Raw genomic sequence first — 22253 nt, 5'->3', positions numbered from 1 at the left:
CGAGAAAAGCGGGACTGTGCAGTGATTGTGCTAACGCAATGATTGCGCAACCGCCGGGGTGATGGCTCCATGGGTCCATGGAGCACGGCGTCGGAGCGGGGCAGCACGGCACTGCGGGCACGCGGGGGAGACCGGCGCATCTCGGTGACTTCACCCTGACCCGGCGGGTGCTGGTGACGGTCGCCTGGGCGGTGCCCGTCGGCGCGCTCGGCGCGGTCGCGGCGTGGCTGCTCCTGCGGCTGATCGGGCTGATCACGAACCTCGTCTTCTACGGACGCGTCGAGACGGACCTGGTGGCGCCGGGAGCCGTGCCGCATCCGGCGTGGCTGATCCTCGCCGCTCCGGTGGCCGGCGGCCTGGTGATCGGCCTGATGGCCCGGTTCGGGTCGGAGAAGATCCGCGGGCACGGCATGCCTGAGGCGATCGAGGCCATCGTGCTGCGCCGCAGCCGGGTGGCGCCGCGCGTCGCGGTGCTGAAGCCCGTGTCCGCCGCTGTGAGCATCGGCAGCGGCGGCCCGTTCGGCGCCGAGGGCCCGATCATCATGACCGGCGGGGCCATCGGCTCGATCGTCGCCCAGCACCTGCACCTGTCCGCCGACGAGCGCAAGGCCCTGATGGTCTCGGGTGCGGCCGCAGGAATGGCCGCGACGTTCAACGCGCCGCTGGCGTCGGTGCTCCTGGCCGTGGAGCTGCTGCTGTTCGAGTGGCGGCCCCGCAGCTTCGTGCCCGTCGTGACCGCCGTCGCGGTGGCGACGATCGTCAGGGCCCCGCTGCTGGGGGCCGGTCCGATCTTCCCGGTCGCCGCCTCCGGCATGGTGGCGACGCCCGTCGTCGACCTGCTGTCCGTCGCGGCCGGGGTGATCGGCGGCCTGCTGGCGGTGGTGCTGACGGCGCTGGTCTACCTGTCCGAGGACGCGTTCGGGCGGCTGCCGATCCACTGGATGTGGTGGCCGGCGATCGGTGGCCTCGTGATCGGGATCGGCGGCCTGATCCAGCCCCGGGCGCTCGGTGTCGGCTACGACGTGATCGACGAGCTGCTCACGGGCCGGGCGACGCTGACGCTCATCATCGGCGTGCTCACGGTGAAGGCCCTGATCTGGGGGCTGTCACTGGGCTCGGGCACGTCGGGCGGCGTGCTGGCCCCGATCTTCATGATCGGGGCGGCGATCGGCGCGCTGGAGGGCCACGTCTTCCCCACCTCGGCACCCGGGCTGTGGGCGGTGATCGGGCTGGCCGCTGTCGTGGGTGGCGTGATGCGCAGCCCCTTGACCGGTGTGGTGTTCGCCCTCGAGCTCACCCGGGTCTGGCCCGCGCTGCTGCCGCTGCTGATCGCGTCCGCGTCCGCGTACCTCGTGTCGGCGCTGGTCCTGCGCCGCTCGGTGCTGACCGAGCGGATCGCCCGCCGCGGCTACCACGTGTCCCGCGAGTACGACGTCGATCCGCTGGAGGTCCTGTTCACCGACGAGGTGATGCACCTGCGGCCGGTCACGCTGCACCGGTCCGACCCGCTGCCGGTCACCGCTGCGGTGCTGGACGCCGTGGTCCCGCGCCGCACGCCGCTCGACCAGCCGGCGGCCCGGCGGTTCCCGCTGCAGCGGCTGTTCCCCGTGCTCGACGACGAGGGCAGGCTCGTGGGCGTCGCGCCCCGGCAGGCGCTGGTCGCACCGGAGCCGGGCGCGTGCACGGTGGGCGAGGTGACCATCGGTGACCCGGTGATCGTGCGCGCCGACGACACCCTCCGCACGGTCGCCTCCCGGTTCGCCGCCGCGGCCGTGAGCGCCGCACCCGTCGTCGCCCGTGACGACCCGGACCGGCTACTCGGCCTGGTCACCGTCGAGCAACTCCTCGACGGCAGGCTGCGCGACTTCGCCGAGGAGCACCACCGGGAGCGCCCGTTGCGCCTGCGGGGACGCCGGGCCCGGGACGTCGTGGTCTGACCCGACCCTGACGCCACCCTGGCGCCCCCGCCGCGTCATGGACACATGTCGCGGCATGAGCCCGCCCTGGAGCAACGACATGTGACCGCGACGCTGTCACCCTGGCCACCCAGCAGGAAACGGGCGAGTCGCGCGTGGAACGGGCGACTCGCGCGCGCGGAACGGGCGACTCGCGCGCCTAGAACGGGCGACTCGCGCGCGCGGAACGGGCGACTCGCGGGCGTGGAACGGGCGACTCGCGGGGCCTCGCGGCTGCGAGCGGCGCGGTCACTCCTCCGGCGCGTCGGCCGAGGTCGTCCAGCCCAGCGCCCACACGTCGGCCGCGGGCACCTCGCCGCCCGCGGCGGCGAACGACGCCAGCACGGGGGCGAGCGCCCGCCGCTGCTCTCCCGGCATCCGCCCGAGGATCTCGGCGATCGCGGCCCGCCGGTCGTCCATCACCCGGTCGACGAGCTCGCGGCCGGCGTCGGTGAGCTCGAGCGCGAGGTTGCGCCGGTCGTCCGGGTCGTCGCGGCGGTCGAGCAGCCCGGCGGTGACCAGGCGGTCACAGGCGCGCGTGGCGTTCGAGGGGTGCACGCCGAGCGCCCGCGCCACCGCACCGAGGTTCACCGGCCCGGTGCTGGCCACCATCACCAGCACCCGGAACTGCGGGAGCGTGATCCGGCCGTCGAGGCCGGCGATCGACCGCGCGCTCAACGCGACCAGGACGCGGGTCGCGGCCATCGCGGCCTCGACCTCGTCGGCCTGCACACCCGGTCCCTTCGTCGTCCCTCGCGCCATGCACGTCAGTGTGCCCCGGCAGCCCGGGGCCGCCGGATCCTCGTGGTCACCCCGCCGCGCGCCAGGCGCCGAGCGCCGCGTGGATCTCGGCGAGCGCCCGGTGGGAGGCCGTGTAGACCTCGTACAGCGGGCCCAGCCGCTGCGAGCTCGCCGGGACCGGCTCGACGACCCGGTCGGTCCCGGCCACGGCGTCGGCCGCGGTCTCGATGTCGGGGTGGATCCCGGCGCCCACCGCGCCGAGCAGGGCGGCGCCCAGAACCGCGGTGTCGTGCACGCGCAGCCGCCGGACGGGGCGGCCGAGCACGTCGGCGTGGATCTGGACCCACAGGTCGCTGCGCGCTCCGCCCCCGGCGAGCACGACCTGCTCCAGGGGCATGTCGCACGCCTCCTCCACCCCGGTCAGCACCTGGCGTGCCGACATCGCGACGCCTTCGAGGACGGCGCGCGACATCTCCTCGCGGGTCGTGGCCGAGCTCAGCCCGAGGAAGCTGCCCCGCACCTCGGCATCCCACAGCGGGGCCCGCTCGCCCATCAGGTGCGGGGTGAAGACCACCCCGGACGACCCGGCCGACGCCGCCGCGGCCTGTGCCGCCACCGCGTCGACGGGGAGGCCGCAGGCCTCGCTCCACCAGCGCAACGCATCGCCTGCCGCCTGGGTCGGCCCGGCGTGGACGAAGATCCCGCCCCGGGGTGGGAATGTGGCGATCCCCCGGGTGGGGACGGCCCGCGTCGACGCACCTGCGGCGACCAGCGACGTGCCCACCGTGATCATGGCCCGGCCGGGCCGGGTGGTCCCGGTGCCGTAGACGTCGCCGAAGGTGTCGCTCGTCCCGACGACGACGACCGCGGGCCCGACCCCCGGTCCGGGATCGGTCACCTCACCCAGCGGGGCGGTGGGATCGGCGATGGGTGGGAGGCGCTGCTCCAGTCCGTCGACGAGGCCGACCGCCTCGGGCAGGTAGCGGGTTCCGGTGCGGTCGGCGAGCCGCACCGCGGCCCGGCCGTCGGTGCGGACCTGTCCGGTGAGCCTCGCCGCGACGAAGTCCTTCGGGCTGACGATCCACCGGGTCCGGGCCCACTCCCGGGGAGCCTCCCGGGCGAACCAGAGGGCCCGGGCCGCGGTGAACGACGCGTCGAGCGTGATGGGCGCGCCCCAGAGCCGGACCTTCTCCTCGGGGGTGAACCGCGCGTCGAGCCCGGCGGCGATCGCGCTGCAGCGCTGGTCCTGCCAGATGATGGCGGGCGCGAGTGGTTGCAGGTTCTCGTCGACGACGACGTGGGTGTTGACCTGGCTCACGATCCCGATCGAGCGGACCGCATGCTCCGCCGGCAGCCCGGCCACCACGGCGGCGATCCCGCGGATGCAGTGGTTCCACCAGTCCACGGGGTCCTGCTCGGCCCATCCCGGCCGGGGCCGGGAGATCGTGCTGCCGACCCGGTGCTGCCCGAGCACCGTGCCGGTGGGGGTGAACGCGGCGACCTTGACCGAGGTGGTGCCGATGTCGATACCGAGGATCACGTCCCCGGCACCGGTGCCCGGTGAGAGCAGGTCAGCCGGCCGCACTGATGAACTCGCCGACGGCGGAGCGCGGGTCGCCCGAGCGCACCAGCGCCTCGCCGACCAGCACGACGTCGGCTCCCCAGCTGCGGTACTCCGCGACGTGGGCCGCCTCGGCGACGCCCGACTCGGCCACGCGCACCGCTCCATCGGGCACCAGTGGCGCCAGCTTGGCGAACACCCCACGGTCCACCGCCAGCGTGGTGAGGTCGCGGGCGTTGATCCCGATGACCTCGGCGCCGACCTGCGCGGCCCGTGCGAGCTCCTCCTCGGTGTGCACCTCGACCAGTGGGGTGAGCCCCAGCTCGAGAGCCACCCCCAGCAGGTCCTCGAGCAGGCCGCCCGGGAGCGAGACCACCATGAGCAGGGCGAGGTCGGCGCCCCAGGCCCGCGCCTCCCACAGTTGGTAGGGGGTGACGATGAAGTCCTTCCGCAGCACCGGGATGTCGACCGCCGCCCGTACGCCTGCCAGGTCGTCGAGCGAGCCGCCGAACCGCCGTCGTTCGGTGAGCACGCTGATCGCCGACGCGCCACCGGCGGCGTACTCGGCGGCGAGGGACGCCGGGTCCGGAATGTCGGCGAGCGCGCCCTTGCTCGGGCTGCTGCGCTTCACCTCGGCGATGATGGAAACGGCCGGCGAACGGAACGAGGGCACGGGATCCAGGGCAGGTGCCACATCCGAGACGCGTGCTTTCAGGTCGGCCAGCGACACCTGCTGCTGGCGCTGTCCGAGATCTTCCAGGACACCGTCGACAATCCCGTCAAGAACGCTCACCATTCACCTCTCCCGCGCGGATTCTCCACGACGTGTCAATCCAGAGTAGTGATCCCGTGAGCGGGCAGTGAGCGGGTTTCGTCACAGCGTGGAATTGCCGGAACGCGCGGTTTACCGGCTTGGCTCGAAGGCGGTGGAGAGTGCGACCTCGCGCCAGGTGTCGAGCTCGGTACGGATCGCGTCGAGCCGCGCCTCCACCCGCTCCACGCAGTCGGCGCCGAGCTGGAGCCGGACGGGTTGCTCGGGCGCCTCTGCGACGTCCACGATCACCGTGGCGGCCTTGGCCGGGTCGCCCACCTGCTGGTGGTTGCGGGAGTCCGTCGACTCGCGGACCTGCCCCGCGGTGTCGGCGTAGTCGTCGATCACGGTCCGGGCGATGTGCAGGCTGCTGCCGTCGAGGAAGTCGGTGCGGAACGTCCCCGGCTCGACGATCGTGACCTGCACCCCGAGCGGAGCCAGCTCCCGGCGCATCGCCTCGGAGATGCCCTCGACCGCGTACTTGGTGCCCCCGTAGATGCCCCAGCCCTGGCCGACGGCGATGCCGCCGACGGAGCTGAGGTTGAACACCCGCCCGGAGCGCTGCCGCCGCATGATCGGCAGTACCGCACGCGTGACGGCGAGCAGCCCGAACACGTTGGTGTCGAAGACGGCCCGGACCTCCTCGTCGCCGGCCTCCTCGACGGCGCCGAGCAGCCCCCGGCCGGCGTTGTTGACCAGCACGTCGATGCGACCGAACCGCTCCACCGCGGCCTCTGCCGCCGACCGGGCCTGCTCCTGGTCGGTGACGTCCAGGGGTGCGACCAGCAGCGCGTCACCGGCGTCGGGGAAGGCGTCGTGCACCGTCTGCGGGTTGCGGGCGGTCGCGACGGCCTGGTGCCCGCGGGCCAGCGCCTCGCGGACGATGTGGGCGCCGAAGCCCTTGGAGGCTCCGGTCACGAACCACACACTCATCGGTCCTCCTCAGGGCCATCGATAATGAACTGAACGATCAGTTCAGTTTAGCGAGACGGTCGGGACCCGGCAAGGGGCGTGGGCGCGGTGCGCCGGTCAGGAGACGGGGCGTTCCCGGCCCGGACGGTGGCAAGGAGTCGACGAACTCGGCGCTGCGGGGAACCTTGTAGCCGGCGAGGCGCTCCCAGTAGCCCAGCATCTGGCTGCCCCCCGCGGGCGACGATCTGACCGGAGACGCCGCGCGGGACCTACAGCACGCGGCGCAGGCTCGACATGTCCGCTCGTGCGGCCTCGGGGGAGTCGACGGGCATCTGGAGCATCGTGGGCACGAGCACCACATCGGTGACGCGGTGCCGCTCGACCGCCCGGGCCATCGCCGCGGCGTCGAAGCGGGACGGGAACACATGGGTGCCGCCGGAAACGGCCCATCGGGTGTTGACGGGAACGACGACGGCGCCCGCCCAGCAGGCGGCGAGCATGAGCTCGTGGTGGGTGTCCGAATTGGCGGAGAGGATGGCGACGCGGTCGTCGGGCTGAACGCCGAGCCCGCACAGGACGGCGGCCAGTCGGGCCACTCGATCGGCCGACTCGGCCCATGTCCGGGTGCGTTCGCCGTGGACGGTGGCCGGTCTGCTGTCCGACGACGCTACCAGGGGGTTGGCGAGAAAAGGTTCAAACAGGCCTTGTCTCGATAATGCGCACTGCTGCGGACGGGGTGCGTGCCCGCTGTTATCTATCAGCTCCGGTCGGTTCCGGCGGCAGAAGGCATGAAAATAGCGGAACAGCTATATGATCTTCGTCATGTTCGGCCTGTGAACCGGCCTCGAGAAAGGCTCGTGTTGTCAGTACATCGCCCCAACCGGAACGCGGTGGATCCACCGGAGTAAATGAGAGGGAATGATATGCATCGTTTCTCGGTTCGACGGGTTCTGGGTGCCGGAGTCGCCGGTTCCGCAGTTGCGCTGGCGCTGACGCTCGGCGGGGCCGTCCCCGGCACAGCGTCGGCCGCGCCCGCTGCGCCCGCTGCCGCCGCTCACCCGGATGCCGCTTCCGCGGCGCTGGCCGGCCCGTTCAGTCTTGCTCCCGGGGAAACACAGACGCAGATTCCCACGTTCATTCTCGGCAAGAAGACCCACGTGGTTGTCAACTGCACGGTCGCGGGGAACATCGAGCTGCATGCCGGCGGCTCGCTGGCCGAGACCGACCAGTGCAACGTGGGGAACAACGACTTCGACCGCAACTTCGCGGGTGTCTTCCTGGCCGTGAAGAACGACACCTCCGGGAACATCACCGTGACGACGCACTAGGCGCGCCCGTCCCCTCTCGTGGTCGATGGCGAGAGGGGACGAAGCGTTCGAGGCGGGGCACCGCCCTCGAACCCGACCGCGGCGCGGACATCGAGAATCTCGCGGCGGAGTCCGATACTTCGACGGTGGACGAGTCGCGCATCAGCGAGATCACCTTCGCGGATCTGGAGATGTTCCTGAGCTTCGCCGAACGGGAGCACTTCGGACGTACGGCCGCGGACCTGGGCGTCAGCGTCGCCACCGTCCAACGTGGCGTCCGCGGCCTCGAGCAGAAGCTCGGCGTCGCGCTGATCGAGCAGGCGGGCCGTCAGGTCCGGATGCTGAACGCGGGCCACGTGCTCGTCCGGGAGGCGCACGCGGTGCTGCGGGCCCGTCTGGAGGCCGTGGACACCACGCGGGCCGAGTCCGGGCAACCGCAGCGGCTCCTGCGGATCGCGCACACCTACTCCCTCGGGCTCGGCTTCGTCCCCCGGGTGCTGGCCGAGCTCCTGCAGCAACAGGCCGGCCTGCGGTTCCTCTGCCGGCAGAGCTCGGCGACGGACGTGGTGTCGGCGTTGCTGCGGGGCGAGGCCGACGTCGGGTTCACCTCGATCTCACCGACGGAGACCGACATCGTGGTGGAGCCGCTCTTCACCGAGGCGCTTCTCCTGGCGGTCCCGGTCGGCGATCCGCTCGCCGAGCGGACCGAGGTGTCGTTGCACGAGGTGCGCGACCGGCAGTTCATCGCGATGGAGATCGGGGCCAGCAGCCGCACCCACATGATCAACGCGTGTGCCCGGGCGGGGTTCGTGCCCCGGATCACGATCCAGGGCAGCGACCTGTTCGTCGTCGAGTCGATGGTGGGGGCCGGGATCGGCGTCTCGGTGGTGCCCGCGGGGATGAACGACCACCACCACCCCCAGGTCGCCCGGCTCCGGATCAACGATCCCGCCTCGGTCGAACGCACCGTCTTCCTCGCCTACCAGCGGGCGACGGCGCTGCACACGAGCGTCGGCGCGCTCGCCCGCATCGCGCGGGAGCACGGTCGCCGGCCTCCCGGGCCACTGCGCTGACTGTGAGGAGGCAGTACCCGGGCTGTCCCTGACCGTCCATTGCGCTGAGTGCAACGGTTCCGGCCGGGGATGGCGTTGTTCCCCGGTCCCACCGTTCCTAGCGTCGGCCGCATGTCTCCCGCAGTGACCGTCGGTACGCCGACATCGGAGTTCTGTGCACAACTCCTGACCGCGGGTGCGACGCCGTTGCCGCCTCAGGTCGCCCGGGCGGCCCGACGCAGCTTGCTGAACGTTCTCGGCACCGCCGTCGGCGCGGCCCGGACCCCGGCGATCGACGTGCTGCTGGCCACGGCCCGGGAGCAGGACGGCGCGGGGGCGGCGGCGGTCGCCGGCCGGGCCGAGACCGTGGACTGGTACTGGGGTGCGCTGCTCGCGGGCACCGCGGCCCATCTCGACGACTTCGACGACACCCACCTCGCCACGGTGATCCACCCCGGCGCCGCGGTCCTCGCGACGCTGCTGTCGCTGGCACCGGAGCTCGAGGTGGACGGGGAGCGCTACCTCACCGCGTTCGCGCTGGGCTGCGAGTCGCAGCTGCGCATCGGGAACGCCGTGTCCCCCAGCCACTACGACCGGGGCTGGCACATCACCGGCACCTGTGGCGTCTTCGGCGCTGCCGTGGCCGCGTCGCTGCTGCTGGGGCTGACCGCCGAGCAGATGGAGCACGCGCTCGCGATCGTGTCGACGATGGTTCTCGGGCACCGGGAGGGGTTCGGCTCCATGACCAAGCCCTTCCACCCGGGCAAGGCGGCCGTCAACGGCGTGCTGGCCGCCCGGCTGGCCGCCGCCGGCGTGCGCGGGATCGACGACCCCCTCGGCGACGGGGGAGTGCTCCCGGTGTTCGCCGACGTCGTCGACCGCCGCGAGCTCGGCGGCAGCTTCGAACGGGACTGGGAGCTGGAGCGCAACGCCTTCAAGCCCTACCCGTGCGGGATCGTGGCGCACCCGACGATCGACGCGGCCGTGGCGGCGTCCGGCCAGATGGACGACCCCGCCGCGATCGAGTCGGTGGAGATCACCTGCCACCCGCTGGTGCCGGAGCTGATGGGGCACCGGCAGCCACGCGACGGGTTGCAGGCCCGCTTCAGCGCCTACCACGCCGCCGCCGTCGGCCTGCTCGACGGCCAGGTCGGACTGGTGCAGTTCGGCGACGACCGTGCCGTGGCTCCCGACGTGGAGCGGCTACGCGGCCTCATCACCCTGCTCCCCACCGCCGACTGCGCGCGCGACGAAGCGACGATCCGGATCGAGCGTGCCGGTCGCGATGCGGTCACCGTCCACATCCCCCATGCCCGGGGAAGCCTCGACCGGCCACTGACCGACGAGGAGCTCTTCGACAAGGTCGACCGGCTCGCCGGACCGGTTCTCGGGCCGGGAGCAGCACGCCGGATCAGCGCTGCCGTCGAGGCGCTGGCCGACGCCACGGGGTTCGACGAGCTGGTGGCCGCGATCCGGCCGACCAGCACCACTGAACGAGAGGCGAACCGTTGATCACCACCTCCGAGGTCGTGGACTTCGTCCGGGACACCACCCCGCCGCCCACGGCGCTCGACCGGGCCCTCGTGGAGCTCGGCCGGTTCCGCCGCGCTGCCCGCCGCGGCGCCGACACCCCGCTGGTCGCAACACTGAAGCAGGTCGCGGTGCGTCCGGGCAGCCTGCTCTGGAGCGCGTGGATCGACGGCACCGCCGCGGCGGCCGTCGACGGGCGACCGGCGTGGGTCGCGGTGTGTGCCGCGGCCAACGCGCTGGCCGTCGACGACGGCGGGGCCATCGAGGCCGTCGCCATCGGCTACGAGGTGGCCGACCGGGTCCGCGCGGATCTCGGCGTCGCGCACACCGAGGCCGGCTGGTCCGTGCAGTGCACGGCAGGGGCCATCGGCGCCGCGGCCGCGGCGGGCCGGGCACTCGGGCTGGACGTGGGACACGTCCACCACCTGATCGGTCTCTGTGCGACGCAGGCAGCGGGCCTCGCCGCCGCAGCCGACACCGGTCCGCTGCAGATCGGGAAGGCCGCGAGCAACGCGGTGGAGGCCGCGTTGCTGAGCCGCAACGGGTTCACCTCCGCCGCCCAGCCGCTCGAGGGCCGCCGCGGCCTCTTCGCGCTGATGTCCGTCCCGCCCGCTGCGGCGGAACGCAACGGAACGGCGGCGGACGCCCGGCTGGGTGCGGCGTGGAGCAGCCCGGGCTGAGCCCCGCCTGCCGGGGACGACGAGGTTCCACACGATGACGGAGGGACGGCGGGTGAGCGTCGACGGGGTCGCACAGCGACGGCGAAACGTCCTCGGCCTCTGCACCAAGGAGCTGTGCTCGGCGATGTTCGTGTCAGGACGCGCCGCTCCTGACGTCCTCGACCACGACCTGACCGTGCTGTGCACCACGTTCGCCGGGGGTGTCCTCGACCCGGCCGAGATCTCGTTCGACGTCGACCACCGGCGGGGGGCGGTGGTCGGCACGCTCCCGGACGGCAGCAGCAGGCGTGCGGTCGCCTCCGGGGACAAGGGAGCGGCGCTCGTCGAGGGCCGCAGGCACGACCTTCCCGGCCGCCCGCTGTGGGCCGGTGACCTGAGCCCGCGGGAGTGGCCGCACGGCGACGGCTTCCGCCCGGACCCGCGCCACGCCCCGCTCCACGACGGGGTGCGGGCCCATCTCGCGACCACCGGCGCCCGTGGTGTCGCCGTGGTGCACCGGGGCATCCTCGTCGCGCAGGACTTCGCCCCCGGCTTCGGCCCGGACGTCCCCACCCGGGGCTGGTCGACGGCCAAGACCCTGACCGCCCTGATCGTCGGGTGGCTGGCCGGGCGGGAGGTGCTCGACCCGCGTGCCGCGCGTGCTCCGGTCTCGGCGTGGCGAGGCGAGCACGACTCCCGGGCGGACATCCGCCTGCTCGACCTGCTGGGGCTGCAGAGCGGTCTGTCGACGGGGCGCCGGGAGGACGGGTCGGACGAGATGCTCACCGACGCCGACGACTACTTCGCGCCGTACTTCCGGCCGGTCTCCGTGGCCGCGATGGTGTCCGGCGTGGGCAGCGCGTGGCCGGCGGGGAAGACGTTCTCCTACAAGAGCATCGACCACCTCGCGGTGTCGCTCGCCCTGCGCGAGACCGTCGGTGCCGACGTGCACGCCGTCCTCAGCGCCACCGTGCTGCCCGCGCTCGGGCTGCGGCACTCCGTGCTGGAGACCGACGCCGAGGGGGTCCCGCTGCTGTGCGGGGCCTGGTACACGACGCCAGGCGACCTGGCGCGGATCGGCGCGCTGCTGCTCGGCCGTGGAGAGCTCGGCGGGAGACGGGTGCTGCCCGAGGCGTGGATCGACACGATGCTCACCGAGTCGGACGCCTCCTGCGCAGGACGCACCGAAGGGCCGTCGGCCCTGCGTCACCCCTACGGCGCCTCGGTGTGGCTCAACCGCGACGGGCACGTCCCCGCCGCGCCCCGCGAGATGTCCTACGCGCTCGGCAGCCTCGGACAGGCGGTGTTCGTCCTGCCGGAGCACGACCTCGTGATCGCCCGGACCGGTCTCGAACCCACCCCGGACCACGGCTCCCTGATCACCGCGGTGCTCACCGCGCTGCCCCTCTGCGAGGTGTCCCGATGACCGTGACAGCGAGGCTCGACCGGCTTCCGTGGTCGGGCTACCAGCGCCGGGTGGCCGGCGTGCTGGCCCTCTGCTTCGCCTTCGAGCTCGCCGACATCAACACCTTCGCCTACGCCGCGCCCGCTCTGCGTAGCTCCCTCGGCATCAGCGTCCGCGAGGTCTCGGTCATCACCTCCGCCGGGTTCTTCGGGATGTTCCTCGGCGCCGCGGTCGGGGGACGGCTGGCCGAACGGTTCGGCCGCCGCCGGTCGCTGCAGGTCTCCGTGGCGTGGTTCTCGGTCTTCTCGCTGCTGAACGCGGCCGCGTTCGACGCTGCCACGCTGTTCCTGACGCGGATCGCCACCGGCATCGGGCTGGGGGCGATGACGGTCATCGCGATCACCTACCTGGCCGAGCTGACACCGGCCGCGCAGCGCGGCAGGCTCCAGTCGATCACGCTCGCCGTCGGCCTGCTGGGCATCCCGGCGATGTCGTTCTTCGCCCGCGGGGTCATCGGCCTCGGCCCGGACGCCTGGCGGCTGGTGTTCGTCTTCGGCGGGCTCGGGCTGCTGCCGTTCCTGCTGATCACGCGGCTGCCGGAGTCGCCTCCGTGGTTGCTCGCGCACGGGCGCGCCGCCGAGGCGGAGCGGGTGGTCGAGGCGATCGAGACCGAGGTGGGGCGGCGGCACACCCTGGCCCCGGTCGTCGAACCGGAGCCGGCCGGACCCACCGGCCGGGCGAGCGTGCGCGCCCTGTTCCGGGGAGCGCTCGCCAGGCGGACGATCATGCTGATGCTGGTGTGGACGTTCCTCACCACCAGCTACTACGGGTTCGCCTCCTTCGCGCCGACCCTCCTGCACGACCACGGGTTCACCGTCACCGCCAGCGTCGGGTACTCGGCGCTCACCACACTCGGCGCGGTGCCCGGCGCGCTGCTGGCCTGGCCGATCGCCGACCGCTTCGGCCTGCGCGGCCCGGTGGCCCTGTTCGGCCTCGTGTTCGCGGCCTGCGGCCTCGCCTACGGCCTGACCTTCCAGCCCGCGGCGATCATCGTGTTCGGCATCCTCGTCGCGGCGCTGAACCAGACGCTGGTGGCGCTGATGTACTCCTACACGCCCCGGCTGTTCCCGATCGACGTCCGCGCCACGGGCACCGGGTTCTGCTACGGCGTCGGCCGGGTGCTGAACGCGCTGGGGCCCCTGGTCGTGGGGCAGATCTATCTCTCGTTCGGTTACGTGCCGGTCTTCGTCTTCATCGGGGCCTGCGGCGCGATGATCACGGTCTCGGTCCTGCTGCTGGCGCCCACGAAGCGCCGCATCGAGGCCTACGGCGACACCGACGCCCGGCTGTCTGCCGGGCCCGCCCACCCGGCCGCGGCGACCTGAGCCCGGCGCTACTCGGACAGGCCCGGCAGGTCGAGCACGTGCCCGCGGGTCCAGGTCGACCCGCAGCGCGGGCACCGGTAGTCGCCGTGGAGCCGCCCCTCGGCCACCACGGCAGCGTGCGGCGCGGGCGTCGGAAGCTGTCCGCAGCACTCCACACAGGCGTCGGCGTAGGGCAGAGCAGCAGCCATCGCACCCACCAGGTCGAGCCACCGCTCCTGCCCCAGTGCGCCGTCCTCACGGCGGATCGCCCGCTCCAGCGCGTCGAGTGCCCTGCTCGCCTCGATGTACTCGGGGAGCTGGGCGATCGACGCGTGGTCGAAACAGGTGACGCCCGTGGGGTTGTCGGCGGTGATGCGCGGGGTCATGAAGCTGGGCCTCCAGGCAGGAACGACGGGTGCATCTGGTCTTTCCGTTGCTGTGCCCGCCGCGTTACTGTCTGTCGCCGACTGGTTCATCCAGAGCAGCCGCCTGCGCCGGATGCCTGTGCCCCCGGGTGCGCTCCCGGCCGTCCCTGGCCAGCCATTCCCGGCCCAGCAGGACGAAGAGACCGATCTCGATCGGAGCCCCCGCGTAGTACATGACCTGGGCCGCGGTCATCGCCTGATCAGCAGCGACACCCGCGGGAGGGTCGGCGTACACGAGCTTGGCGAGCACGTTGTGCGCCGCGACGGCGAGCACGAGCACCGCGGCCCGGACGGCGAGCCCGGCCCGGTGGGGAGCAGGGTCCGGGCCGACGAGCGAGAAGGTGACCAGGAGGCCGGCGAGCAGCACGTGTGCGTGCACGACGAGGTGCAGGAGCGGCTGCCGCATGCTCGCCTCGTACAGACCGGTCCGGTAGAGCACGTACAGGCCCCCGACCGAGAGCGTCGCCGCGACGACGGGGTGGGTCAGCACCACGAACGGGCGGGACCGGAGCAGCCGCGTGAGCGTGCGCGCCCACTCTGCCGGGAGGGCCCGCAACGCCAGCGTCACCGGCGCGGCCGACACGATCAGCAGCGGGGCCGCCATACCCGACAGCACGTGCCCGACCATGTGGAAACGGAAGTCGGTGGCCGCCCGGTCCGCGAGCGGGCCGGCCAGTGGGGCCGTCGCGACGGCCACCCCGATCAGGAACAGCGCGGTCCGGCCGACCGGCCACTGCCGGCCGCGCCGCCCGGCCCGCCACCCGGCCCCGACGTAGAGCGCCGCCCCGGCGGTGAGCGCGACGACGAGGACCGACGCGCCGCCGAGCCCGACGGCCGTGTGGCCGTGGTGGCCCGTCATGCGCCGGCCGCCGCGCCGCGCGCCGTCCGCTGTGTCGTGACGATCAGGACGAGGCCGACGACGAGCAGGATCGCGGCGACGACGTTCCAGGTCAGGTCGTAGGGGACGAGGTCGACCGCGTAGCGGATCTGGTGCAGTCCGAGGACCTTGTGCTGGACGAGACCGTCGTAGAGCTGGAAGAACCCGGCGCCTGTCAGCAGCCCGGCCCAGAAGCGCCGTGACCAGAACGCCCGGTCACGGCGCAACGAGCTGACGAGCACGAGACCGGCGACGGTGGCGAACCAACTGAACGCGTGGAACAGGCCGTCCGACACGAGCCCGACCTCGGGGGTCGCCCGGTCGTAGAAGTGGTGCCAGTGCAGGATCTGGTGGAACACCACCTCGTCGACGAACGCGACCAGCCCGAGGCCGAGCAGGAGCCCGGCGGCGAGGTTTCGGCCCGGCCGGGCCACCCTGATCACTCCTTGTTGAGCTTGTCCTGCACCATGCCCGCGGTCTTCTCGATGCTGTTGGGCAGTTCGGTCGTGCCGTAGAACCGCGAGTCGGCGTGGGTGGGCGGCGGCATCGGGGCCGTGGTGGTCGGCCCGTCGTGGTAGGTGAACTCGCCCTTGCCGTCGGGGCTCGGTCCGCTGGCCCAGCTGCCCTCGGCGGCGGTCTTGCCGTCGCTGAAGTTGAGGTACTGGTAGGAGACCTGCTGGTACTCCTTGCTCTGCGGGAAGTTGCTCGGTGTGGGCATGAGCTCGTAGCCCTCCTCCTGCAGTTCCCGCGCGGCCGCCGCCCACTGGTTCTGGTGCATCGTGTCGCGCGCGATGAGGAAGGACAGCAGGTCGCGCACGCCGTGGTCGTCGGTCATGTGGTACATCCGGGCGGCCTGGGTGCGGCCCTGCATCTCGGCGTTGGCGTTGGCGGTGAAGTCGGCCAGGAGGTTGCCGCTGGCCGTGATGTAGGAGCCCTGCCACGGGTTGCCGTTGCTGTCGACCGGCCGCGCGCCCGCGCCCGCCACGATCGCGTGCTGGACGTCCATGCCGCCCACGATGGCCGCCACGGTCGGGTCGTCCTGCAGTGCCTTGCCGGTGACTCCGACCGGGGCCTTCTCGAGCAGCTGCGCGATCATCGTCGCGAGCATCTCCACGTGCCCGATCTCCTCGGCCGCAATACCGAACACGAGGTCGCGGTACTTTCCGGGGATGTGCATGTTCCAGCCCTGGAACATGTACTGCAACGCGACGGTGATCTCCCCGTACTGGCCGCCGAGAAGCTCCTGCAGCTTGCGGGCGAACACGGCGTCGGGCTGGTCAGGGGTGGCTTTGAACTGCAGTTCCTGGCGATGGAAGAACATCTGGCTCCCTCTGGGGATGGCTCGGACCACGCTTGTACGGGCCGTGGGTGCCCGGCCATGGCGCGGCAAAACAGGCATCCGGGAACAGATCTGGGATCCCTCGGTCGGGTGGTGCGACGGCTGCCGGACCAGGCGAGGTCGTACCGGTCGAGGTTCATGACCTCGTCTGCGACCGCCGGGCACGCCCTGCTCGAATACTGGTGCCTGCCCGGCGGCCGCTCAGCCCCGCTGTGGGCCCTCGCCCGTGATCAGGATGCGGCCGAGGTGGCCGGTGTGGGGGTCGGTTCCTTGGCCGACGAGGGCCGCGCCACCAGGAACGACAGGCCGACCACGACGATCGAGATGACCGCTGCGACAAGGAACGCCGTGTGGGTGCCGACGGCGTCGATCGCTCCGGTCGGATCCGCGGACCCGAGCGTCATCACGGTGATGAACAAGGCCGTGCCGGCTGCGCCGGCCACCTGCTGCAGGGTGGTGACGATCGCGCTGCCGTGGGAGTAGAGCTCGCCGGGCAGCGATCCCAACGCGTCGGTCATGAGCGGGGTGAACATCAGCGAGAGTCCGACCGTGAGCACCACGTGGATGGCGATGATCATCCACAGCTGCGATTCCGCGCCGAGCGTGGTGAACAGCCACAGGGCGACGCACAGCACCATCGCGCCCGGTACGACGAGCGGGCGTGCGCCGAACCGGTCGAAGAGCCGCCCGACCACCGGTCCCAGCAGCCCCATGACCAGGCCGCCCGGAAGCAGCGCCAGACCGGTGGCGAGAGTGGTGGCCCCGAGCACGCCCTGCAGGTAGAGCGGCAGCAGGATGAGCGCGCCGAACAGCGCCATCATGCTGATCATGACGAGGATGATCGCCACGACGAACGGGCGGTGGGAGAAGGGGCGCAGGTCGAGCAGGGCCCGGTTGTCAGCTTGCAGCCGGAGCTGGCGCGCCACGAAGACGACCAGCGCGATCGCCCCGATCACGATCGGGATCGCCGGCGTGAGCCTCGCTTCGCCGCGCATGGCGTCGCCGATGCTGCTGAACCCGTAGAGCAGGCCGCTGAACGCCACGGCCGAGATCAGGGCCGAAGCCACGTCGAGGGGCACCCGGCGGGTGTCGGCCGGAATCCGCAAGAGGGCGGCGCCGATGGCAAGGGCGATCGCCGCGATGGGGAGCACGATCCAGAACATCCAGCGCCACCCGAGCGCGCCCAGGATCAACCCGGACACGGTGGGACCGATCGCCGGGGCGACCGCGATGACGATCGTGATGGTGCCCATCGTGCGGCCTCGCCGATCGGCCGGCACCAGTCTCATCACCGTGGTGATCAGCAACGGCACCATGACGGCGGTGCCCGTGGCCTGCACGACCCGGCCGATCAGGAGCACCGGGAAACCTGGGGCGAGCGCTGCGATCAGGATGCCCGTGGTGAACAGCGACATCGCCGCGAGGTAGATCGACCGCGGCGGGAATCGCTGCAGCAGGTATCCGGTGGTCGGGATGACCACGGCCATCGTGAGAAGGAAGCCGCTGGTGAGCCATTGCGCGGTGCTCGCGCCGATCTCGAGGTCGGCCATGAGCGCCGGCAGCGCCACGCTCATGATCGTCTCGTTGAGGATCATGGCGAACGCCGATCCCACCAGCAGTGCGATCACGACCATGGCGCCCGGCGGTGGATCGGCGGACTCCGCTGTCGACAGCGCCGTCGCGTCCGTGGACCCGGCCGCTCCGCCCCCCGTCGAGCCATGTTCTTCGGCAGTCACACTTTCTCCGTTCACGTCGGTTCCCCCCGGCCGCCCGCATCCCCTGGTGGCGGTACCGCTGAGAATAGAACTGTCAGCGATCGGACCGTCGCGGTGTGTATCTGGTTCGGGGAGTCGGCGCGCCAGGCCCTGCAGCAGCACAACGTAGAGTTCGCGGCACACTCGGTCATCTCGATTACGTGCCCGAAGCTGCAGGAACACCTGCCCAGTGGCGGACACCGGCGCCACCACGCGCGGGTCGCGGCGTGAGACCGTGTCCAGGAAGCGTATTTCCGCTGCCGGACGGGAGGTCGCGGCATGACGTCCTCAGACGTGCACCTTCGCGAGATCACCGACGACAACCGCGACACCGTCTGCGCGCTGCGGGTCCGAGGTGACCAGGAGCAGTTCGTCGCCTCGGTGGCCACCTCGCTCGACGACGCGGCCGACGAGCCCGAGGAGAATCCCTGGTACCGGGCCGTGTATTGCGATGGCGAGCCGGTCGGCTTCGTGATGCTCTCGTGGAACGTTCCGGACGATCGTTCCGGAGTCGGGAAGTACTACCTGTGGCGGCTGCTCATCGACGAGCGCCACCAGGGGCGCGGGATCGGCCGGGAGGTGCTGACGCAGATCGTCGACCTGGTTCGAGCCGACGGCGCCACCGAGCTGTACACCAGCTACGAGCCGGGCGAGGGCGAACCGTGGCCCTTCTACCAGCGGTTCGGTTTCGAGCCCACGGGCGAGGTCGACGACGGCGAGATCGTCCTGCGGCTCACGCTGTCCGCTCGGTGAGCACGGGGGTGGATCAGGTGAGGTCGTACCGGTCGAGGTTCATGACCTTGTCCCATGCGGCCACGAAGTCCGTGACGAACTTCTCCCGCGCGTCGTCGCACGCGTAGACCTCCGCGACGGCCCGCAGCTCGGAGTTCGAGCCGAAGACGAGGTCGACGCGACTGCCGGTCCACCTGATCTCGCCGGTGGCGCGGTCGCGGCCCTCGAAGGTCTCCGCGGCCTTGGACGTCGGCGTCCATTCCGTGCCCATGTCGAGCAGGTTCACGAAGAAGTCGTTGGTCAGCGTCCCGGGAGCCGCGGTGAAGACGCCCAGCGGGGACCGCGCGGAGTTCGCGCCCAGCACCCGCAGGCCACCCACGAGGACGGTCATCTCGGGCGCGCTCAGGGTCAGCAGGTTCGCGCGGTCGACCAGCAGGTACTCCGCGGGTAGCCGGTTGCCCTTTCCGCGGTGGTTGCGGAACCCGTCCGCGTCCGGCTCGAGCGCGGAGAAGGACTCCACGTCGGTCTGCTCCTGCGAGCAGTCCATGCGTCCCGGGGTGAACGGGACCCGGACGTTGTGGCCTGCGGCCTCGGCCGCCTGCTCGACGGCGGCGCACCCGCCGAGCACGATCAGGTCGGCGAGCGAGATCTTCGGGCCCCCGGTCCGGGCGCCGTTGAACTCCTCCTGGATCCCTTCCAGGGTGCGCAGCACCTGCGCCAGCTCGTCGGGGTCGTTGACCTGCCAGCCCCGCTGCGGCTCGAGGCGGATGCGTGCCCCGTTCGCCCCACCGCGCTTGTCGCTGCCGCGGAACGTCGAGGCCGACGCCCACGCGGTGGAGACGAGCTGGGCGACCGTCAGCCCGGAGCCGAGGATCCGGCTCTTGAGCACGGCGATGTCCTCGTCCCCGACCAGCTCGTGGTCCACGGCGGGGATCGGGTCCTGCCAGATCAGCCGCTCCCGGGGGACCAGCGGGCCGAGGTAGCGCTGGATCGGGCCCATGTCGAGGTGCGTCAGCTTGAACCACACCCGGGCGAACGCGTCCGCCAGCTGGTCCGGGTTCTCCAGGAAGCGCCGCGCGATCGGCTCGTAGACCGGGTCGAACCGCAGCGCGAGGTCCGTGGTCAGGACCGTCGGGGCGTGTGTCGTCGACGGGTCGTGTGCGTCGGGCACGGTGCCGGCCCCGCCGCCGTCCCTCGGAATCCACTGCCACAGACCGGCGGGGCTCAGCTCCACGTCCCACTCGAAGCCGAAGAGGGTCTCGAGGAAGCTGTTGTCCCACGTCGTCGGGGTGGGTGTCCACGTGCCGTCGAGCCCGCTGGTGATGGTGGCGGCGCCCGTCCCGGTGCCGTACGTGCACTTCCACCCCAGGCCCTGCTCCTCGATGCCGGCGCCCTCGGGTTCGGGGCCGAGGTAGCGCTCCGGGTCGGCCGCGCCGTGGGTCTTGCCGAACGTGTGGCCGCCCGCGATCAGCGCGACGGTCTCCTCGTCGTTCATCCCCATGCGCCGGAACGTCTGGCGGATGTCCCGGGCCGACGTGTAGGGGTCGGGGACCGTGTTCGGGCCTTCCGGGTTGACGTAGATGAGGCCCATCTGGGCGGCGGCCAGCGGCTTCGCCAGGTCCCGGACGCCGGTGTGGCGCTCGTCGCCGAGCCAGGCGCGCTCGGGGCCCCAGTAGACGTCCTCGTCGGGCTCCCAGACGTCCGCCCGGCCGCCGGCGAAGCCGAAGGTCGTGAAGCCCATCGACTCCAGGGCGCGGTTGCCCGCGAAGACCATCAGGTCGGCCCACGAGATCTTGCGGCCGTACTTCTGCTTCACCGGCCAGAGCAACCGCCGCGCCTTGTCGAGGTTGCGGTTGTCCGGCCAGCTGTTCAGCGGAGCGAAGCGCTGCATGCCGGCACCCGCGCCGCCCCGCCCGTCGTGGCTGCGGTACGTCCCGGCGCAGTGCCACACCATCCGGACCACGAGCGGCCCGTAGTGGCCGAAGTCGGCGGGCCACCACTCCTGCGAGGTCGTCAGCACCTCGTCGATGTCGCCGGCGAGGGCATCGAGGTCGAGGGTCCGGAACTCTGCGGCGTAGTCGAAGTCCTCGCCCATGGGGTTGGCCGCGGCCGGGTGCTTCCGGAGGATCCTCAGATCGAGCTGGTCGGGCCACCAGCCACGGTTGCTCCCGCTCCCGGGCGGCCGACCGTCAGCAGCGGCCGAGGCGTGGATGCCGAGGCCCACGCTCTTGTCGTATGTCTTGTACACGTCTGCCATGGTGGAGAACCGCCCTTGGTCCATCCCTGACACCGACGGCATGCGCGCGGCCGCTGCGTCGGTCGTCCTGTCTCGTCAGTCGTTCCCCGGTGGGTCACGACCGGCATTCACCACCCTAAATACCCTGCGGCGCCGCGTCATGTCGTTCACGGTCTCCTCCACGAACCCCGTGCGGGCGCGGGACCAGCGGAAGGTCCCCGGCCCGCGAGTCCGCGTTGGCGGCCTCGACGGCCCGGGCGACCAGGTCGTGGTCGGGCGAGAGGTGGCAGACCGGGTCGGTACGGGCGGCGTCGCCGGTGAGCTGGAAGGCCTGGCAGCGGCACCCGCCGAAGTCCAGCTCCCGCCGGTCGCAGCTGCGGCAGGGATCCGGCATCCAGTCCGTTCCCCGGAAGGCGGTCATCACCGGCGACTCGGCCCAGATCCGCTCCAGCGGGTCCTCGCGCACGTTGGCCCGCGGCAACGGCAGGGACTGGGCAGCAGGACAGGGCAGCACGTCGCCGTTCGGCGTCACGGTCAGCTGCCGGGAGGCCCAGCCGCCCATGCAGGGCTTCGGGTAGCGGCTGTAGTAGTCGGGGATGACGTAGATGACGTCCATGCGGTCGCGCAACCGGTCGCGGGCGGCCCGCACGACGAGCTCGGCCGCTTCGAGCTGCTCCCGGCTCGGCAGCAGCGCGTCGCGGTTGCGCCAGGCCCAGCCGTAGTACTGGGTGTTGGCCAGCTCCACCCGGTCGGCGCCCATCTCCTCGGCCAGCCGCAGCACGTCGGCGACGCGGTCGATGTTCTGCCGGTGCAGCACCACGTTCATGGTGAGCGGCCAGCCCAGCTCCTTGACCACGCCCATGGCCTCGATCTTGCGCCGGAAGGAGGGGGTGCCGGCGATCCGGTCGGACACCGCCGGCTCGTCGGCCTGGATGCTGACCTGCACGTGGTCCAGGCCGGCGGCCAGCAGCTGCTCGGCCTTCTGCCTCGAGAGACCGAGTGCGCTGGTCACGAGGTTGGAGTAGAGGCCCAGATCATGGGCGGTCGCCACGATCTCCACCAGGTCGCGCCGCAGCAGCGGTTCGCCGCCGGACAGGTGGCACTGCAGGACCCCCAGGTCACGGGCCTCCACCAGCACCCGTCGCCACTCGTCCGTGGTCAGCTCGTCGGAGTAGTCGGCCATGTTCAGCGGGTTGGAGCAGTACGCGCAGGCCAGCGGGCAGCGGTAGGTGAGCTCGGCCAGCAACCCGAAGGGGCTATCCATCGGTGTTCTCCCCACTCCGGGGAAGCTCCACGCAGCGCCGGGCGACGAGCTGGGTCAGGTACCGCCGCACCTCCTCGTCGGGGACGGTCCGGTACCGCGCGCCCAGCTCGGCCACGATCTCGGCCACGGTGCGCCGCCCGTCGCACAGCTCGAGGATGCCGGCGCCGGTGGCGTTGAGCACCACCACCGTCTCGGGGAGCAGCAGGATGGGCTTCTGCCGGGTCGGGCAGAAGCCGAGCCGGACGTGGCGCGCCAACCGCGGCCGGTCCGAGCCGGACACCCCGACGCGGGGTCGGGCCGTGGTTCCGGCTCGGGTCGGCTCCATGGCG

At 72.0% G+C, this 22253-nt stretch carries 21 protein-coding genes; 8 read left to right on the top strand and 13 right to left on the bottom strand.

The genetic code is table 11. The annotated features are described in order from the left end of the window. Nucleotides 1–77 precede the first annotated feature (77 nt). Nucleotides 78–1937, top strand: coding sequence for a chloride channel protein (locus tag ACQPZA_RS22070; protein ID WP_433273314.1), 1860 nt, complete (start codon nucleotides 78–80; stop codon nucleotides 1935–1937). Nucleotides 1938–2204: 267 nt separating this feature from the next. Here the strand turns inward: ACQPZA_RS22070 and ACQPZA_RS22065 are convergent, their stop codons facing one another. The 5 genes from ACQPZA_RS22065 to ACQPZA_RS22045 all read right to left on the bottom strand — a co-directional run bounded on the left by ACQPZA_RS22065 (nucleotide 2205) and on the right by ACQPZA_RS22045 (nucleotide 6654). Further along, on the bottom strand, nucleotides 2205–2717 hold the full coding sequence (locus ACQPZA_RS22065; RefSeq protein WP_169394075.1) for a MarR family winged helix-turn-helix transcriptional regulator: 513 nt from the start codon (nucleotides 2715–2717) through the stop codon (nucleotides 2205–2207). Between the two features lie 46 nt (nucleotides 2718–2763). Further along, the gene (locus tag ACQPZA_RS22060; protein WP_433273312.1) at nucleotides 2764–4281 is read right to left on the bottom strand and encodes a xylulokinase; all 1518 of its coding nucleotides are present in this window, start codon (nucleotides 4279–4281) and stop codon (nucleotides 2764–2766) included. After that, nucleotides 4268–5050: an indole-3-glycerol phosphate synthase TrpC gene (trpC, locus tag ACQPZA_RS22055; RefSeq protein WP_169394161.1), complete on the bottom strand. Its 783-nt coding sequence runs from the start codon at nucleotides 5048–5050 to the stop codon at nucleotides 4268–4270. Before trpC ends, ACQPZA_RS22060 begins: the two co-directional genes overlap by 14 nt. A gap of 111 nt (nucleotides 5051–5161) precedes the next feature. After that, complete coding sequence (locus ACQPZA_RS22050) at nucleotides 5162–6001, bottom strand: oxidoreductase (protein ID WP_169394076.1); 840 nt, start codon at nucleotides 5999–6001, stop codon at nucleotides 5162–5164. 248 nt (nucleotides 6002–6249) lie between these two features. Further along, nucleotides 6250–6654: an AMP-binding protein gene (locus tag ACQPZA_RS22045; protein WP_433282928.1), complete on the bottom strand. Its 405-nt coding sequence runs from the start codon at nucleotides 6652–6654 to the stop codon at nucleotides 6250–6252. A gap of 483 nt (nucleotides 6655–7137) precedes the next feature. Here ACQPZA_RS22045 and ACQPZA_RS22040 point away from each other — a divergent pair, with 483 nt between their 5' ends. From ACQPZA_RS22040 to ACQPZA_RS22015, 6 genes are all read left to right on the top strand, one after another. Next, complete coding sequence (locus ACQPZA_RS22040; RefSeq protein WP_433273309.1) at nucleotides 7138–7308, top strand: hypothetical protein; 171 nt, start codon at nucleotides 7138–7140, stop codon at nucleotides 7306–7308. Nucleotides 7309–7433: 125 nt separating this feature from the next. Continuing rightward, nucleotides 7434–8360 carry a LysR family transcriptional regulator gene (locus tag ACQPZA_RS22035; protein WP_433273307.1) on the top strand — a complete coding sequence of 309 codons (927 nt, stop codon included), beginning with the start codon at nucleotides 7434–7436 and terminating at the stop codon, nucleotides 8358–8360. 111 nt (nucleotides 8361–8471) lie between these two features. After that, nucleotides 8472–9851 (top strand): MmgE/PrpD family protein, encoded by a 1380-nt coding sequence (locus ACQPZA_RS22030; protein ID WP_433273305.1) that lies wholly within the window; start codon nucleotides 8472–8474, stop codon nucleotides 9849–9851. Next, on the top strand, nucleotides 9848–10549 hold the full coding sequence (locus ACQPZA_RS22025) for an MmgE/PrpD family protein (protein WP_433273303.1): 702 nt from the start codon (nucleotides 9848–9850) through the stop codon (nucleotides 10547–10549). Before ACQPZA_RS22030 ends, ACQPZA_RS22025 begins: the two co-directional genes overlap by 4 nt. A gap of 34 nt (nucleotides 10550–10583) precedes the next feature. Further along, nucleotides 10584–11954 carry a serine hydrolase domain-containing protein gene (locus tag ACQPZA_RS22020; protein ID WP_433273301.1) on the top strand — a complete coding sequence of 457 codons (1371 nt, stop codon included), beginning with the start codon at nucleotides 10584–10586 and terminating at the stop codon, nucleotides 11952–11954. Beyond that, a complete protein-coding gene (locus tag ACQPZA_RS22015; RefSeq protein ID WP_433273299.1) occupies nucleotides 11951–13318 on the top strand; it encodes an MFS transporter in 1368 nt (455 codons plus the stop codon). Before ACQPZA_RS22020 ends, ACQPZA_RS22015 begins: the two co-directional genes overlap by 4 nt. Before the next feature lie 8 nt (nucleotides 13319–13326). Here the strand turns inward: ACQPZA_RS22015 and ACQPZA_RS22010 are convergent, their stop codons facing one another. From ACQPZA_RS22010 to ACQPZA_RS21990, 5 genes are all read right to left on the bottom strand, one after another. After that, nucleotides 13327–13683, bottom strand: a complete 357-nt coding sequence (locus tag ACQPZA_RS22010; RefSeq protein ID WP_433273297.1) for a hypothetical protein — start codon at nucleotides 13681–13683, stop codon at nucleotides 13327–13329. Between the two features lie 64 nt (nucleotides 13684–13747). After that, nucleotides 13748–14581, bottom strand: coding sequence for a cytochrome c oxidase assembly protein (locus ACQPZA_RS22005; RefSeq protein WP_433273295.1), 834 nt, complete (start codon nucleotides 14579–14581; stop codon nucleotides 13748–13750). Further along, nucleotides 14578–15033, bottom strand: a complete 456-nt coding sequence (locus ACQPZA_RS22000) for a DUF2243 domain-containing protein (protein WP_433273293.1) — start codon at nucleotides 15031–15033, stop codon at nucleotides 14578–14580. The genes ACQPZA_RS22005 and ACQPZA_RS22000 overlap by 4 nt, the downstream gene beginning before the upstream one ends. A 5-nt stretch (nucleotides 15034–15038) precedes the next feature. Then, the gene (locus ACQPZA_RS21995) at nucleotides 15039–15920 is read right to left on the bottom strand and encodes a manganese catalase family protein (RefSeq protein WP_169394085.1); all 882 of its coding nucleotides are present in this window, start codon (nucleotides 15918–15920) and stop codon (nucleotides 15039–15041) included. Nucleotides 15921–16168: 248 nt separating this feature from the next. Beyond that, on the bottom strand, nucleotides 16169–17572 hold the full coding sequence (locus ACQPZA_RS21990; protein WP_433282926.1) for a DHA2 family efflux MFS transporter permease subunit: 1404 nt from the start codon (nucleotides 17570–17572) through the stop codon (nucleotides 16169–16171). Nucleotides 17573–17971: 399 nt separating this feature from the next. On the opposite strand from ACQPZA_RS21990, the gene ACQPZA_RS21985 reads away from it, so the two are divergent. Then, the gene (locus tag ACQPZA_RS21985; RefSeq protein WP_433273291.1) at nucleotides 17972–18445 is read left to right on the top strand and encodes a GNAT family N-acetyltransferase; all 474 of its coding nucleotides are present in this window, start codon (nucleotides 17972–17974) and stop codon (nucleotides 18443–18445) included. A 13-nt stretch (nucleotides 18446–18458) separates the two neighbouring features. Here ACQPZA_RS21985 and katG read toward each other — a convergent pair whose 3' ends face one another. The 3 genes from katG to pqqD all read right to left on the bottom strand — a co-directional run bounded on the left by katG (nucleotide 18459) and on the right by pqqD (nucleotide 22249). After that, nucleotides 18459–20681, bottom strand: a complete 2223-nt coding sequence (gene katG, locus ACQPZA_RS21980; RefSeq protein WP_433273289.1) for a catalase/peroxidase HPI — start codon at nucleotides 20679–20681, stop codon at nucleotides 18459–18461. Nucleotides 20682–20796: 115 nt separating this feature from the next. Continuing rightward, nucleotides 20797–21924 carry a pyrroloquinoline quinone biosynthesis protein PqqE gene (gene pqqE / locus ACQPZA_RS21975; RefSeq protein ID WP_433273287.1) on the bottom strand — a complete coding sequence of 376 codons (1128 nt, stop codon included), beginning with the start codon at nucleotides 21922–21924 and terminating at the stop codon, nucleotides 20797–20799. Further along, nucleotides 21917–22249: a pyrroloquinoline quinone biosynthesis peptide chaperone PqqD gene (pqqD, locus tag ACQPZA_RS21970; protein ID WP_433273285.1), complete on the bottom strand. Its 333-nt coding sequence runs from the start codon at nucleotides 22247–22249 to the stop codon at nucleotides 21917–21919. Before pqqD ends, pqqE begins: the two co-directional genes overlap by 8 nt. Between the last annotated feature and the right edge of the window lie 4 nt (nucleotides 22250–22253).

This window comes from Pseudonocardia xinjiangensis, from assembly GCF_050948425.1.
GTDB classification, from domain to species: domain Bacteria; phylum Actinomycetota; class Actinomycetes; order Mycobacteriales; family Pseudonocardiaceae; genus Pseudonocardia; species Pseudonocardia xinjiangensis.
Note: the sequence above shows the minus strand (reverse complement) of the source record. Positions and strands in the feature narration are given on the sequence as shown.